13 protein-coding genes are annotated in these 13,119 nt (G+C 70.4%); 6 read left to right on the forward strand and 7 right to left on the reverse strand.

Annotation, left to right across the window (positions count from 1 at the left end; all coding sequences use genetic code 11):
• A partial coding sequence (locus tag KME77_RS24615; RefSeq protein ID WP_219471310.1) for a LysR family transcriptional regulator occupies window positions 1–769 on the reverse strand: 769 nt, incomplete at its 3' end.
• A 62-nt stretch (window positions 770–831) separates the two neighbouring features.
• Here KME77_RS24615 and KME77_RS24620 point away from each other — a divergent pair.
• The 4 genes from KME77_RS24620 to KME77_RS24635 are packed head-to-tail and all read left to right on the forward strand — an operon-like array spanning window position 832 to window position 6,259.
• Entirely contained in the window at window positions 832–1,809 is a 978-nt protein-coding gene (locus tag KME77_RS24620) for an aldo/keto reductase (RefSeq protein ID WP_219471311.1), read from the forward strand.
• A complete protein-coding gene (locus KME77_RS24625) occupies window positions 1,809–2,741 on the forward strand; it encodes a nucleoside hydrolase (RefSeq protein WP_219471312.1) in 933 nt (310 codons plus the stop codon). Before KME77_RS24620 ends, KME77_RS24625 begins: the two co-directional genes overlap by 1 nt.
• Window positions 2,742–2,771: 30 nt before the next feature.
• The gene (locus KME77_RS24630) at window positions 2,772–4,433 is read left to right on the forward strand and encodes an alpha-amylase family protein (RefSeq protein WP_219471313.1); all 1,662 of its coding nucleotides are present in this window, start codon (window positions 2,772–2,774) and stop codon (window positions 4,431–4,433) included.
• Between the two features lie 59 nt (window positions 4,434–4,492).
• Window positions 4,493–6,259 (forward strand): bifunctional metallophosphatase/5'-nucleotidase, encoded by a 1,767-nt coding sequence (locus tag KME77_RS24635; RefSeq protein ID WP_219471314.1) that lies wholly within the window; start codon window positions 4,493–4,495, stop codon window positions 6,257–6,259.
• A 59-nt stretch (window positions 6,260–6,318) separates the two neighbouring features.
• Here the strand turns inward: KME77_RS24635 and KME77_RS24640 are convergent, their stop codons facing one another.
• The 4 genes from KME77_RS24640 to KME77_RS24655 form a co-directional block, all read right to left on the reverse strand.
• A complete protein-coding gene (locus KME77_RS24640; RefSeq protein ID WP_219471315.1) occupies window positions 6,319–7,059 on the reverse strand; it encodes a cytochrome d ubiquinol oxidase subunit II in 741 nt (246 codons plus the stop codon).
• 9 nt (window positions 7,060–7,068) lie between these two features.
• Window positions 7,069–8,313 (reverse strand): cytochrome ubiquinol oxidase subunit I, encoded by a 1,245-nt coding sequence (locus KME77_RS24645; RefSeq protein ID WP_219471316.1) that lies wholly within the window; start codon window positions 8,311–8,313, stop codon window positions 7,069–7,071.
• 97 nt (window positions 8,314–8,410) lie between these two features.
• On the reverse strand, window positions 8,411–9,079 hold the full coding sequence (locus KME77_RS24650) for a response regulator transcription factor (protein WP_219471317.1): 669 nt from the start codon (window positions 9,077–9,079) through the stop codon (window positions 8,411–8,413).
• A 54-nt stretch (window positions 9,080–9,133) separates the two neighbouring features.
• A complete protein-coding gene (locus KME77_RS24655; protein ID WP_246610674.1) occupies window positions 9,134–10,270 on the reverse strand; it encodes a sensor histidine kinase in 1,137 nt (378 codons plus the stop codon).
• A gap of 65 nt (window positions 10,271–10,335) precedes the next feature.
• On the opposite strand from KME77_RS24655, the gene KME77_RS24660 reads away from it, so the two are divergent.
• A complete protein-coding gene (locus KME77_RS24660; protein WP_219471319.1) occupies window positions 10,336–10,554 on the forward strand; it encodes a hypothetical protein in 219 nt (72 codons plus the stop codon).
• A 40-nt stretch (window positions 10,555–10,594) separates the two neighbouring features.
• Here KME77_RS24660 and KME77_RS24665 read toward each other — a convergent pair whose 3' ends face one another.
• Window positions 10,595–11,608: a fatty acid desaturase family protein gene (locus KME77_RS24665; protein WP_443679674.1), complete on the reverse strand. Its 1,014-nt coding sequence runs from the start codon at window positions 11,606–11,608 to the stop codon at window positions 10,595–10,597.
• 138 nt (window positions 11,609–11,746) lie between these two features.
• Here KME77_RS24665 and KME77_RS24670 point away from each other — a divergent pair, with 138 nt between their 5' ends.
• Window positions 11,747–13,015, forward strand: coding sequence for an FAD-dependent monooxygenase (locus KME77_RS24670; protein WP_219471321.1), 1,269 nt, complete (start codon window positions 11,747–11,749; stop codon window positions 13,013–13,015).
• On the opposite strand, the gene KME77_RS24675 is transcribed toward KME77_RS24670, so the two are convergent.
• On the reverse strand, window positions 12,934–13,119 hold a 186-nt coding region (locus KME77_RS24675), incomplete at its 5' end, for a hypothetical protein (protein ID WP_219471322.1). The genes KME77_RS24670 and KME77_RS24675 overlap by 82 nt on opposite strands.

A 13,119-nucleotide genomic window follows, 5' to 3' on the forward strand; every position in this document is an offset into this window, starting at 1 on the left:
CCGGGCGGTACACCAGGCCGGGACGCCGGTACAGCTCCGCGTTGCCCGAGGCGACCAGGACCACGCCGAGGCCGCCGGTCACCGCCTCGAACACCTCCTCGGGCGTGTTCGCCGTGACGCCGACGACCGGCTCGCGGTCGCGCCGGTCGACGGCGAGCCAGTAGTCGCGCAGCGGTCCCGCCGAGATGGGGAGCGCGATGAACGGTTCGTCGCGCAGCGCCTCGAAGGGGACCTCGGCCAGCGCGGCGAGGGGGTGATCGTCCGGCATGGCCACGCCTCTTCCCTCCCTGACGAGAACATGCGTGCGCAGCCCCTCGGGAACGGGCAGCCACAGGAAGGCCACGTCGGAGCTGCCGTCGGCCAGGCCGCCGCTGGGGTCGTCCCAGCCGACCAGCCGCAGCGACACCTCCCAGCCGGGCATGGCGGCGCGGAAGCGGCGCAGTGCCTCCTGTTGCAGGCCGCGTCCGACGGCCGTCTGCATGCCGATGACCAGGGTGCCCGTGGGGGCGGCGGCGCGGGCGGTCTCCAGGCCGGCGTTCCAGCGGTCGAGCAGGTCGCGGGCGACCGGCAGCAGCGCCTCGCCGCGCCTGGTGAGCGCCATGCCGGTGGACGTCTGCTCGAACAGGTCGAAGCCGAGCTGCCGTTCCAGCGCCCTGAGCTGCTTGGAGAGGGCGGGCTGCGAGACGAAGAGCCGTTCGGCCGCGCGGGTCACGTTCAGCTCCTCGGCCACCGCGCAGAAGTACCGCAGATCTCGCAGATGAACATCCATAGCCATCGGTTATAGCAAAGGGTCTTGGACGCTCAGGACGTACGCGAAGCACGATGAGCCGCATGAGAACCCTTGGAACCTCCCTCCAGGTCCCCGCGATCGGCTTCGGGGCCATGGTGCTGTCGCCCGGCGTGTACGGCGACATAGACGACTCCCGGGCCGGGACCGCGCTCAGGGCGGCCCTCGACGCCGGTGCGACCTTCGTGGACACCAGCGACGCGTACGGCGTGGACGGCCACAACGAGCGCCTGGTCGGCCGGGCGATCAAGGGGAGGCGGGACGAGGTGGTGCTGGCCACCAAGTTCGGGCTGGCCGTCCCCGATGGTGAGGCGAGCAGGGCGCACCCGGTGGGGTACGCGTTCGGCGAGCTGCGGGTCAACGCCGAGCCCCGCCTGGTGCGCCGGTACGCCGAGCGCAGCCTGCGCAACCTGGGCACCGACGTGATCGACCTGTACTACTCCCATTACGTGGACCCCGGCGTGCCGATCGAGGAGACGACCGGCGCCATGGCCGAGCTGGTGAAGGACGGGCTGGTCAGGCACCTCGGCCTGTCCAACGTGAGCGCGGACGAGCTGCGCAGGGCGTACGCCGTGCACCCGGTCGCGGCCGTGCAGAACGAGTGGTCGATGTGGCGGCCGATCGACCCCGGCCTGCTGAGGACCGCCCGTGAGCTGGGCGTCGGCGTCGTGGCGTGGAGCCCGCTGGGCAACGGCTTCCTCACCGGCACCGTTCAGGGGCTGGGCGAGGGCGACTTCCGGCACAACGCGCCGCGCTTCTCGAAGGAGAACCTCGCCGGCAACAACGACCGGTACGCCCCCGTCAGGGCCCTGGCCACGCGGCTGGGCATCACACCGGCGCAGCTCGCCCTGGCCTGGCTGCTGCACCAGGACGAGCACGTGGTGGCCATCCCCGGCAGCCGTACGCCCGCGCACATCGAGGAGAACGTCGCCGCCGCCGGGCTGACCCTGCACGCCGACACGCTGGCGCGGATCGACGAGGCGTTGGCGCGGTTCGAGGTGACAGGGGGCACACTGCTGTAGTGGCCACACCGGTGATCCTCGACTGCGACCCCGGGCACGACGACGCCTTCGCCATCTGGCTGGCGGCCGGCGATCCCGGCATCGACCTGCGGGCCGTCACGACCGTGGGCGGCAACGGGCGGCTGGCGCACACCACGTACAACGCCAGGGTGGTGTGCTCGGTGGCGGGCGTCACCTCGGTGCCCGTCGCGGCCGGGGCCGACCGGCCGCTGAGGCGGACGCTCACCACGGCCGAGTCGATCCACGGCGCGAACGCGCTCGGCGGCCCGGAGCTGCCCGAGCCGACGGTGGCGGCCGACCCGCGCGACGCGGCCGTGCTGATCAGGGACACACTGGACGCCGCGACCGAGCAGGTCACGATCGTCGCCACCGGCCCGCTGACGAACATCGCGCTGTTCGTACGGATATATCCGGACCGGTTGTCCAAGATCCAGCGGATCGTCTGGCTGGGCGGCTCGACCGGCCGGGGCAACGTGACGCCGTACGCGGAGTTCAACGCCTGGGTGGACCCGGAGGCGGTCGCGGTCGTGCTGGGCTGCGGCGTGCCGTTCACGATGATCGGCCTGAACGTCACCCACCAGGCGCTCGTCACGCCGCAGGTGCTCGGCCGGATCGAGGCGATCGGCAACCGCACGGCGGCGTTCGGGGTGGAGCTGCTGCACTTCTACAACTCCACGTACGAGACCGACCAGGGCATGCCCGACGGCCCGCTGCACGACCCGATCGCCGTCGCGCTGGTCGCCCGGCCCGAGCTGGTCACGACCGTGCGGACCAGGCTGGACGTCGAGCTGCTCGGGACGGAGACGGCGGGCGCGACCAGCGTCGACCTGATCGACAAGCTGGGCCGCCCGGCCAACGCCGACGTGGCCACGGGCCTGGACGTCGACGGCTTCTGGGACCTCCTCGAAGCCGCCCTCCGCGAGCTGCGATAGAGCCGCTCGTCATGGGGTAGTCGGGACGCCATGCGTCTCACCCTCACCTCCGACCTGTGGTGGAAGAATGCCGTGATCTACTGTCTCGACGTCGAGACGTACAAGGACGGCAACGACGACGGGATCGGCGACTTCCGGGGCCTCACCCAGCAGATCGACTACCTCGCCGGCCTGGGCGTGACCTGCCTCTGGCTGATGCCGTTCTTCCCGACCCCCAACCGCGACGACGGCTACGACATCACCGACTTCTACACCATCGACCCGAGACTGGGGACGCTGGGCGACTTCGTGGAGTTCATGCGCACGGCCAAGGACCGGGGCATGCGCGTCATCGCTGACCTGGTCGTCAACCACACCTCCGACCAGCACCCCTGGTTCGTCGAGGCGCGGTCGAGCAAGACCTCCCCCAAGCGCGACTGGTACGTCTGGGCCGACAAGCCCGAGCCCGACAATCCCGACCAGGTGGTCTTCCCCGACAAGGAGGACAGCATCTGGCAGTACGACGGCTCGACCCGCCAGTACTACCTGCACAGCTTCTACCGGCACCAGCCCGACCTGAACGTCGGCAACCCGGAGGTTCGCGACGAGATCGTCCGCATCCTGGGGTTCTGGATGGAGCTGGGGCTGTCGGGGTTCAGGGTGGACGCGGTGCCGTTCCTCATCGAGAACGTCGATCCGAAGCTGGCCGAGCCGCACGAGTTCCTGGCCGACCTGCGGGCCTTCATGACCCGCCGCGAGGGCTCGTCGGTGCTGCTCGGCGAGGTGAACGTGCCCTACAAGGACCTGGTTGCCTACTTCGGCGAGGGCCTGGGCGACCAGCTCACGATGTGCTTCGACTTCATCAGCATGCAGCGTACGTGGCTGGCGCTGGCGCGCGGGGAGGCGCAGCCGCTGGCCGAGGCGCTGAAGTCCAGGCCCAAGCCGCCAAAGGACTGCCAGTGGGCGATGTTCCTCCGCAACCATGACGAGCTGACGCTGGACAAGCTGACGGACGAGGAGCGCGAGGAGGTCTTCCAGGCGTTCGGCCCCGAGAAGGACATGCAGATCTACGGCCGTGGCCTGCGCAGGCGGCTGCCGACCATGTTCGGCGGGGACATGCGGCGGATCAAGATGGCCTACAGCCTGATGTTCTCGCTGCCAGGCACGCCGGTGGTCTTTTACGGCGAGGAGATCGGCCTGGGCGAGAACCTCGGCGCCGAGGGACGCATGGCGGTCCGCATCCCCATGCAGTGGTCGAAGGACGGCGGTTTCTCCCAGGTCGAGCCGGTGCGCGAGGTGCCCGACGGGCCCTTCGCCCCCGACCGGGTCAACGTCGCCGACCAGAAGCGCGACACCGAGTCGCTGCTGCGCTGGTTCCAGCTCCTGATCGAGCGCTACCGCGAGTGCCCGGAGCTGGCCTGGGGCGAGTACACCGTGCTCGACACCGGCCATCCCGCCGTCTTCGCCCACCGCGCCGACGCCGACGGGGCGACGGTGGTGGCGGTGCACAACCTGGGCGAGACCGCGCAGGACGTGCGGCTCAAGCTCCCCGGGCTGAGCGGCAGGCAGCTCACGGATCTCCTGGTGGACGGCACGGTGAAGGTGTCGGACAAGGACGTCGCCGAGGTGCCGCTCGGCCCGCACGGCTGCCGCTGGCTGCGCGTCTCCGACCCCGAGGTGCCACCCGAGGACGCCTCGGTCAAGGCCAAGTAAAGCAAGGTAAGGGCAAATCGTAATCGTTGAGTGATTTGTCCCGAATATCGTCCTGGGTCATGCAGACCAAGAAGCTCGCTCTGGCGGGGGCCGCCGCGCTGACGCTGGCGGCGGCGCCGTCCGCCTTCGCGGCCACCGGGGACGCGGCGGTGACCGGCCACAAGGCGGTCACCGTCACCGTCATGGGCACCTCCGACCTCCACGGCAACGTCCTCAACTGGGACTACTTCAAGGATGCGGCCTACTCCGACAGCGCGGGCAACAGCGTCGGCCTGGCCAAGGTGTCCACGCTGGTCAACAAGATCAGGAGCGAGCGCGGCGCCGACAGGACGCTGCTGTTCGACTCAGGTGACACCATCCAGGGCACGCCGCTGGCGTACTACTACGCCAAGGTCGAGCCGATCGCCAGGAAGGGCCCGGTCCACCCCATGGCCAAGGCCATGAACGCCATCGGCTACGACGCCGTGACCTTGGGCAACCACGAGTTCAACTACGGGCTGCCGCTGCTGGCCACCTGGGTCCACCAGATGAAGGCGCCGGTGCTCGGGGCGAACGCGGTGCACGCGAGGACCGGACTGCCCGCGTACCTGCCGTTCGTGATCAAGACCATGAGGATCAAGGGCGACCAGCCGGTCAAGGTGGGCGTGCTCGGCCTGACCAACCCCGGCGTCGCGATCTGGGACAAGGCCAACGTCGAGGGCAAGCTCCGCTTCACCGACCTGGTCGAGTCGGCCAGGAAGTGGGTGCCGGTCATCCGCGGCCTCGGCGCCGACGTGGTCGTGGTGACGGCGCACGCGGGCGACAACGGCATGTCCTCCTACAGCGGCGACCTGCCGGTGGAGAACGCCTCCGCGCTGGTCGCCGAGCAGGTGCCGGGCATCGACGCGGTGCTGTTCGGCCACGCGCACAACGACGTGCCCCAGCGCTTCGTCACCAACAAGGCCACCGGCAAGCAGGTCCTGCTCACCGAGCCGAGCAAGTGGGGCCAGCGGCTCAGCGTGATCGACTTCCAGCTCGCCAAGCAGCGCGGCAGGTGGACGGTCACCGGCAAGTCCTCGGCCACGCTCAACACGAACACGGTCGCCGAGGACCCGAGGATCACCGCCCTGCTCAGGCCGCAGCACGAGGCCACGGTCGGCTACGTCAACAAGGTCGTGGCCAAGTCGTCCGAGCAGCTCTCGGCCGCCGAGTCGCCGTACAAGGACACCGCGATCCTCGACTACATCCAGCAGGTCCAGATCGAGACCGTCAAGCAGGCGCTGCCGGACAACCAGCTCCCGGTGCTGTCGATCGCCGCGCCGTTCAGCCGCACCGCCGTCTTCCCCGCCGGGGACGTCCGGGTGCGGGACGTGGCCGGTCTGTACGTCTTCGACAACACGCTGCTGGCGGTGAAGCTGACCGGCGCCCAGATCAAGGACTACCTGGAGTACTCGGCCAAGTACTTCAACCAGCTCGCCCCCGGCGCCCCCGTGGACGTCGCCACGCTCACCAACGCCGGCAACACCCCGGACTACAACTACGACCAGCTCTCCGGCGTCACCTACGACATCGACATCTCCAAGCCGGTCGGCCAGCGCATCACGAACCTCGCCTACGAGGGCGCGCCCCTGGCCGCCGACAAGGAGTTCGTGGTCGCGATCAACAACTACCGCCAGTCGGGCGGCGGCGGCTTCCCGCACGTCACGACCGCTCCGGTGCTGTACAACTCGCAGGTGGAGATCCGGCAGGCGCTGATCGACCACGCCACCGCCAAGGGCACCATCAATCCGGCCGACTTCGCCGTCGCCAACTGGAAGCTCACCCGCGAGGGGGTGCCGGTCTTCTAGCCGTCCCGGCCGAGGCGTCCGCGACGATCGTCACGCACGCCTCGGCCAGGCCCCGGAGATCACAGGTACGACGGCCCGGTGACGCGATGCCGGAACGTCCACCACACCCACCCCTGGGCCGCCACCAGGAACGGGATCAGCACCAGGATGACCGGCACGAGCAGCGGCCCCGACGTGCCGGGCTCCAGCGGCAGCCGCAGCCCCGCCAGCACCCCGATCGCCGCCAGCGCGGCCGTGGTCAGCGCGTACGTGCGGCTCTCGCCCGCGCCCCCCGACAGCACGGCGGCCCGCTCGCGCAGCCGGCCGCGCAGCCGCAGCGCCGCGAAGGCCAGGCCGTGCGTGGCGAACAGGGCGGCCACCAGCAGCGCGGGCACCAGCGCGACCGGCCCGGTGATGCCGAGCAGCACGTCGCTCAGCAGCGAGCCCCAGCTCAGCGCCAGCCCCCAGCTGCCCAGCACCGTGGCGCCGTCCCAGAACGCCTGCCACCGCCCGCCGGGCACCCGGCCGCGCAGCCACAGCCCCATGTCGCGCACGACCCAGGCCAGCAGCAGCGCGACGACCAGCGAGTAGTTGCCGCTCAGCAGCTCGCCCTCCAGCTCGGGGAACAGGCCGGCGAGCACGCCCGCGGTCGCCACCAGCCACACCTCGTTGCCGAGGAAGAACGGCGCGATCGCGGCGATCGTCACGCGCCGCTCGTCCGCCGAGCGCCCCAGGTAGGGCAGCATCATGCCCACGCCGATGTCGGCCCCGGCCAGCACCAGGTAGCCGAGGGCGAAGAAGGCCAGGATCAGGATCTCCACGACGACTCCTCAGTAGGCCAGGACGGGGGGCCGCACCGGGCGCTCGCCCAGCGTGACGGCCTCGGGCCCCCTGCGGGCGGCCCTGGCCAGCAGCCAGTAGTTGGTCACGATCAGCACGGCGAACACGGCCGCGAAGCCGGTCAGCGAGAGGCTGATCTGCGCGTGCGACACCGGTGACATGGCGTCGGACGTCTTCAGCAGGCCGTACACGGCCCAGGGCTGACGGCCCATCTCGCGGAAGACCCACCCGGCCAGCATCGCCACGAACGGCAGCGGGATCAGCGCGGTCAGCAGCCAGTGCCACGGCCGGAAGCCGCGCACCACCGGACGGAACAGCATCAGCAGGAAGCTCAGCGCGGCCAGGAACAGCAGCACCGCGAAGACGGTCATCATCGTGATCCCCGCCGCCTGCACCAGGCCCACCGGCGGCAGGTAGTCGCCGGGGCCGTGCCTGGCCACCATCTCCGCCTGCGCCTGGGCCAGCCGCTCGGCGTTGCCCGCGAACGCGGCGGACTTGGCCGGCTGCAGCGTCTGGAAGCCGATGCCGCCGAACGTCGCGGTGAACAGCGTCGCGGGCAGCGCCACCACGATCCCGACCCGCAGCGACTTGCGGAAGAAGTCCTGTTCGGCGGTGCGCCTGCGCAGGTGCCAGGCGCTCACCCCGGCCATGAAGAAGCCGCCGGTGACCAGCGCGCCGCCCGCGACGTGGAAGAACGCGATCAGCGCCGCCGGGTTGGCCACCATCGCGCCGAAGTCGGCGATCCGCAGCACGCCGTTCTCGGTCCGGTGGCCGAGCGGGTTCTGCAGGAAGCCGTTGGCGATCAGGATCCAGAACGCCGACGCGTACGCGGTCGCGGTGACGCCCCAGATCAGCGCCAGGTGCGCCCACCGGTTCAGCTTGTCCCAGCCGAAGATCCACAGGCCCAGGAACGTGGACTCGACGAAGAACGCCACCAGCGTCTCGATCGCCAGCGAGGAGCCGAAGACGTTCCCGGCGAACTCCGTCAGCCCGCTCCACGACAGCCCGAGCTGGAACTCCATGACGAGCCCGGTGACGATGCCCATCGCGTAGTTGATGATGTAGAGCTGTCCCCAGAACCGGGTCATCCGCAGGTGCAGCGGGCTGCGGGACAGGGTGGCCCTCGTCTGGACGACGGCCACCAGCGTCGCCAGCCCGAGGGTCAGCGCGACGAACATGAAGTGCGCCCCGGCGGTGAGCGCGAACTGCAGGCGGGCCAGGTCCACGGTGTCCATGCCCCGAAGGATCCGGTCACGGTCACCGCCGCCGCGTCATGCCGGGGCGGGCACCTGCCGTACACCTGTGGTGTCAGCGGGGCGTTCCGCGTACCACTCAGGGAGTAAGCCACCCCGGAGTGATCATGCCCGCCTCGTAGGCGAGCACCACGATCTGCGCCCTGTCGCGCGCGCCGACCTTGGTCATGATGCGGCTGACGTGCGTCTTGGCCGTGGCCGGGCTGAGCACCAGCTTGGCCGCGATCTCGTCGTTGGACAGGCCGGCCGCGACCAGGGCCATCACCTCGCGCTCGCGTTCGGTGAGCGCGTTCAGCCGCGGGCCCGGCTCGGGCCGCTTGACCCGCCCGGCGAACTCGGCGATCAGCCGCCGTGTCACCGACGGCGCGATCAGCGCGTCGCCCCTGCTCACGACCCTGACGGCGTGGATCAGCTCGGCCGGCTCGGTGTCCTTGACCAGGAACCCGCTGGCGCCCGCCCGCAGCGCGCCGTAGACGTAGTCGTCGAGGTCGAACGTGGTCAGGATGATCACCTTGACCTCGTCCAGGCGCGGGTCCGTGACGATCTTCCTGGTCGCCTCCAGGCCGTCCAGCTCGGGCATCCTGATGTCCATCAGCACCACGTCGGGCCGCAGCTCGCGGGCCCTGGCCACCGCCTCGGCGCCGTTGGCGGCCTCGCCGACCACCTCGATGTCGTCCTCGTCGTTCAGGATGGACCGGAAGCCCGCGCGGACGAGCGTCTGGTCGTCGGCGAGCACGGTGCGGATCATCGGGCTCCCTTCGATACGGTACGGATCATCGCACTCCGTTCGATGCGGTGCGGATCATCGCACTCCGTTCGGCTGGGTCAGCGGCAGGTCGGCGACCACGCGGAAGCCGCCCTCGGGGCGGGGACCGGCCTCCAGCGTGCCGCCCAGCGCGGCGGCGCGCTCGCGCATGCCGCGCAGCCCGAACCCGCTGCCGTCCGTGTACGTCGCCCCGGGCCCATCATCCTCCACCCGGATCACGATATGTCCGGACTCGTTGGTGACGGTGAGCCGGGCCTCGCCCACCCCGGAGTGCCGCGAGACGTTCGTCAGCGCCTCCCTGATGATCCGGGCCGCGGCCAGGTCCACCTCCGTCGGCACCCCGTCCAGCGGCCCGGACAGCTCGGTCCGTACCTCCAGCCCGGTGCCCGCCACCAGCGACTCCACCCGGGCCAGGCTGTCGGCGGGCGCGGTCGGCGCGTCCTCGTCCACCTGCCGCAGCACCCCGAGCGTCGTGCGCAGCTCGCGCAGCGTCTCCTTGCTCGTCTCCTTGATCGTGCGCAGCGCCGACTCGGCGTCCTCGGGCCGCTTCTTCAGCCCGTGCAGCGCGGCGGACGCCTGCACGTTGATCATCGAGATGTTGTGCCCGAGCACGTCGTGCAGCTCCCTGGCGATGCGCAGCCGCTCCTCGCTGGCCCGCAGCCTGGCCTCTTCCTCCCTGCCGTGCTCGGCCTCCAGCGCCCGCCGCTCGGCCTCGTGGAGGTAGGCCCGGCGGTTGCGTGTGACGCCTCCGAACGCGATCGCGGCCACCACCCACCCGGCGATCATCATGAACAGGCTGTCGTCCACGTGCCTGACCCCGCCGCTCTCGCCCAGCCCCATGCCGAGCAGCGAGGCCGCGCCCGTGGCGATGGCGGCGATCAGGTGGCCCCGGTCGGCGGCCGTGTACAGCGCCAGGAAGTTCAGGACGATGAGCAGCCCGTCCACCCGGGCGAAGGGATAGTAGAACGCGACGGCCACCGACACGATGATCAGCACCGCCACGGGGTAGCGGTGGCGCAGCAGCAGCGCGCCGCACGCGATCGCCGGGAGGATGAAGTCCAGCGCGTTCGGCGTCGGCAGACCGCCGCGTATCAGCCCCAGGACGATCGTGCCCGCCAGCGTGGCCACGATCACCGTGATCGACACGACGGTGCCGGCCGCCAACCTGCGCATGCCTCCCATTCTGTACGGATGCGCCGTCGGGTGGCCAACCGCCCCACAGTGGGTAGAGCCGGAGGATGACCACAAAGGATGAACTTCGCGATGTCGAAGAGGACCTGGCCAGGCTGCGCGCCGAGGTCAAGGACCTCCGCGCGCAGATCGGCGACATGGGCGCCACCGACCAGGTCGAGGTGTCGGCGATGATCGGCCAGGCCGACGAGCAGGAGGGGCTGATCGCCGACCTGGAGGGCCGGCGCGACGAGCTCCTCCGCCGCCTGGGCGAGGAGCCGGGCTAGCGGAGGAGGGAGTCCAGGTCAGCGTAGGGAGGAGCCCCGGTCAGCGGAGCGGGGCTCCCACCTCGTGCAGGTGCCGCAACGCCTGCCCGTACGAGGTGAGCAGCCCCGTCTCCAGGTAGCTGACGCCCAGCCCGTCGCAGTACTTCTGCACGATCGGCTGGGCCTTGCGCAGGTTGGGCGAGGGCATGTTCGGGAACAGGTGGTGCTCGATCTGGTAGTTGAGCTGGCCGAGCGCGATGTCGGTGAACACACCCCCCTTGACGTTGCGCGAGGTCAGCACCTGCTTGCGCAGGAAGTCGAGCTGGTCGTCCTTGGTGAGGATCGGCATGCCCTTGTGGTTGGGCGCGAACGTGCTGCCGAGGTAGACGCCGAACAGCCCCTGGTGCACCACCAGGAAGACCAGCGCCTTGCCCAGCCCGAGCACCGCGAAGACGACGCCGAAGTAGGCGGCGAAGTGCGCCAGCAGCAGCATCCCCTCGATCCACGGACGCTTGGCCGACGGCTGGAACACCGCCTTGACGCTGGCCACGTGCAGGTGCCACGCCTCCAGCGTGAGCAGCGGGAAGAACCAGTACGCCTGCCACTTGGCGACGAACCTCGGCAGCCCCTGGCTCCTGGCCGCCTGCTCCTGCGACCAGACGATCACGGCCGGGGAGACGTCGGGGTCCTCGTCCTCGTGGTTGGGGTTGGCGTGGTGGCGGTTGTGCTTGGTGTTCCACCAGCCCCAGCCGAGGCCGATGCCGAGGTTGCCGATCAGCAGCCCGGTGATGTCGCTCGGCCGCCGGGTCTTGAAGACCTGCCGGTGGCCCAGGTCGTGGGCGACGAACCCGATCTGCGCGAAGACGACGGCGAGCGCGACGGCGACGAGGAGCTGCAGCCATGAGTCGCCGACCCACCAGAACAGCGACCACGCACCGGCGTAGGCGGCCAGCACCAGGCTCAGCCGCACCGCGTAGTAAACGGGACGGCGGTCGAGCAGACCGGCGTCCTTGATCTGACGGGCCAGTTTGGCGAAATCACTGCCACGGGTCTCAAGCGTGCCTGTATCGGCCACAGGACTCCTTCTCATAGCGGGGAAGTTGCCCCTACCCTGGCGCAATATCCGTATGTACGGAAGATCGCGCCATGCCCGCTCGCATGGGTGACAGAGGCTGACAGAGATCTGGCAGTGGCGGGCCCCATCGTGGGCGGCATGACATCAGTGCTGATCGTCGGCTCAGGGCCGACAGGACTAACCCTAGCCATCGAGCTCGCCAGGCGCGGCGTCAACCTGCGCATCGTCGAGCGGTCGGCCGAGCCGCCCACCGGCGTACGCGGCAAAGGACTGCAGCCGCGCACCCTGGAGGTGTTCGACGATCTCGGCGTCATCGACGAGATCCTCGCCACCGGCGGCGAGTACCCGCTCATCCGCGCCTACAAGGGCGGTGAGATCGTCCAGGAGGTCCGCCTGGACGAGATCCGCGAGCCGTCCCCGGACGTCCCGTACCCGAACCTGATCATGCAGCCCCAGTGGCGCACCGAGCGGATCCTGCGCGACCGGCTCGCGGAGCTGGGCCACGAGGTGGAGTTCGGGGCGGAGCTGACCGGGTTCGAGCAGGACGACGAGGGCGTGAGCGCGACGCTGGGCACCGGCGAGACCGTGCGCTGCTCGTACCTGGTCGGCGCCGACGGCGGGAAGAGCACCGTGCGCAAGCAACTGGGCGTCGGCTTCGCGGGCGAGACGTACGAGAGCGAGCGCATGCTGCTGGCCGACGTCAGGACCCGCGACGTCGACCACGACTACTGGCACGCCTGGGGCGGCGAGGCGGAGGGCGAGGGCTTCGCCGTCTGCCCCCTGCCGCACACGGACCTCTTCCAGCTCGTGTCGCTCAGCCCCGCCGTGGACGACCTCCAGACGCTGGTGACGAAGTACGCCCCGCACGTCCACCTGGACGAGGTCGTGTGGCGTTCGGAGTACCGGGTCAACATCCGGATGGCCGAGAGGTTCCGCGTCGGCCGCGTGTTCCTGGCCGGCGACGCGGCGCACGTGCACTCACCCGCCGGTGGACAGGGGCTCAACACCGGCGTCCAGGACGCCTACAACCTCGGCTGGAAGCTGGCCGGTGGCTCGGAGAAGCTGATCGCCACCTACGAGGAGGAGCGCATGGCGGTCGCCGAGCAGGTGCTCGGCCTGAGCACCCGCCTGTACCGGGACCGCGACATGAAACGCGGCGACGACACCAACCAGCTCGGCCTGGCCTACTTCGGCTGTGCCCTGTCGGTGGGCGAGCGCGGCGGCGAGCGGCTCGGCTCCCACTTCGAGCAGCAGCGCGGCACCGGCTGGCTGCTGATCGAGCAGGACGGGGGCGTCCTCGCGGTCCGCCCCGACGGTTACATCGGTTACGACGGGGACGAGGGCGGGCTCAGCGCGTACCTCTCGGGGTTCGGGATCGAGGCGCCCCTCACCAGGGCCTCCTCGTAGGCGGCCGGGCCCAGGGCGGCCCGGCAGCGCTCGGCCAGGCCGGTCACGTACGGGTCGGCCGACGCCTCGACGCCCCGCAGCCTCCTGGCCGCGCCCCGCAGGTC

It is taken from the genome of Nonomuraea rhizosphaerae, from assembly GCF_019396405.1.
Lineage (GTDB): Bacteria > Actinomycetota > Actinomycetes > Streptosporangiales > Streptosporangiaceae > Nonomuraea > Nonomuraea rhizosphaerae.

Bases quoted from the DNA above. Each gene is read 5' to 3' on its own strand.
- KME77_RS24655 (WP_246610674.1), bottom strand. From the start codon at position 10,270: ATGCGCAGGTTGGCGGCCGGCACCGTCGTGTCGATCACGGTGATCGTG.
- KME77_RS24620 (WP_219471311.1), top strand. From the start codon at position 832: ATGAGAACCCTTGGAACCTCCCTCCAGGTCCCCGCGATCGGCTTCGGG.
- KME77_RS24660 (WP_219471319.1), top strand. From the start codon at position 10,336: ATGACCACAAAGGATGAACTTCGCGATGTCGAAGAGGACCTGGCCAGG.
- KME77_RS24645 (WP_219471316.1), bottom strand. From the start codon at position 8,313: ATGGACACCGTGGACCTGGCCCGCCTGCAGTTCGCGCTCACCGCCGGG.
- KME77_RS24670 (WP_219471321.1), top strand. From the start codon at position 11,747: ATGACATCAGTGCTGATCGTCGGCTCAGGGCCGACAGGACTAACCCTA.
- KME77_RS24630 (WP_219471313.1), top strand. From the start codon at position 2,772: ATGCGTCTCACCCTCACCTCCGACCTGTGGTGGAAGAATGCCGTGATC.
- KME77_RS24650 (WP_219471317.1), bottom strand. From the start codon at position 9,079: ATGATCCGCACCGTGCTCGCCGACGACCAGACGCTCGTCCGCGCGGGC.
- KME77_RS24635 (WP_219471314.1), top strand. From the start codon at position 4,493: ATGCAGACCAAGAAGCTCGCTCTGGCGGGGGCCGCCGCGCTGACGCTG.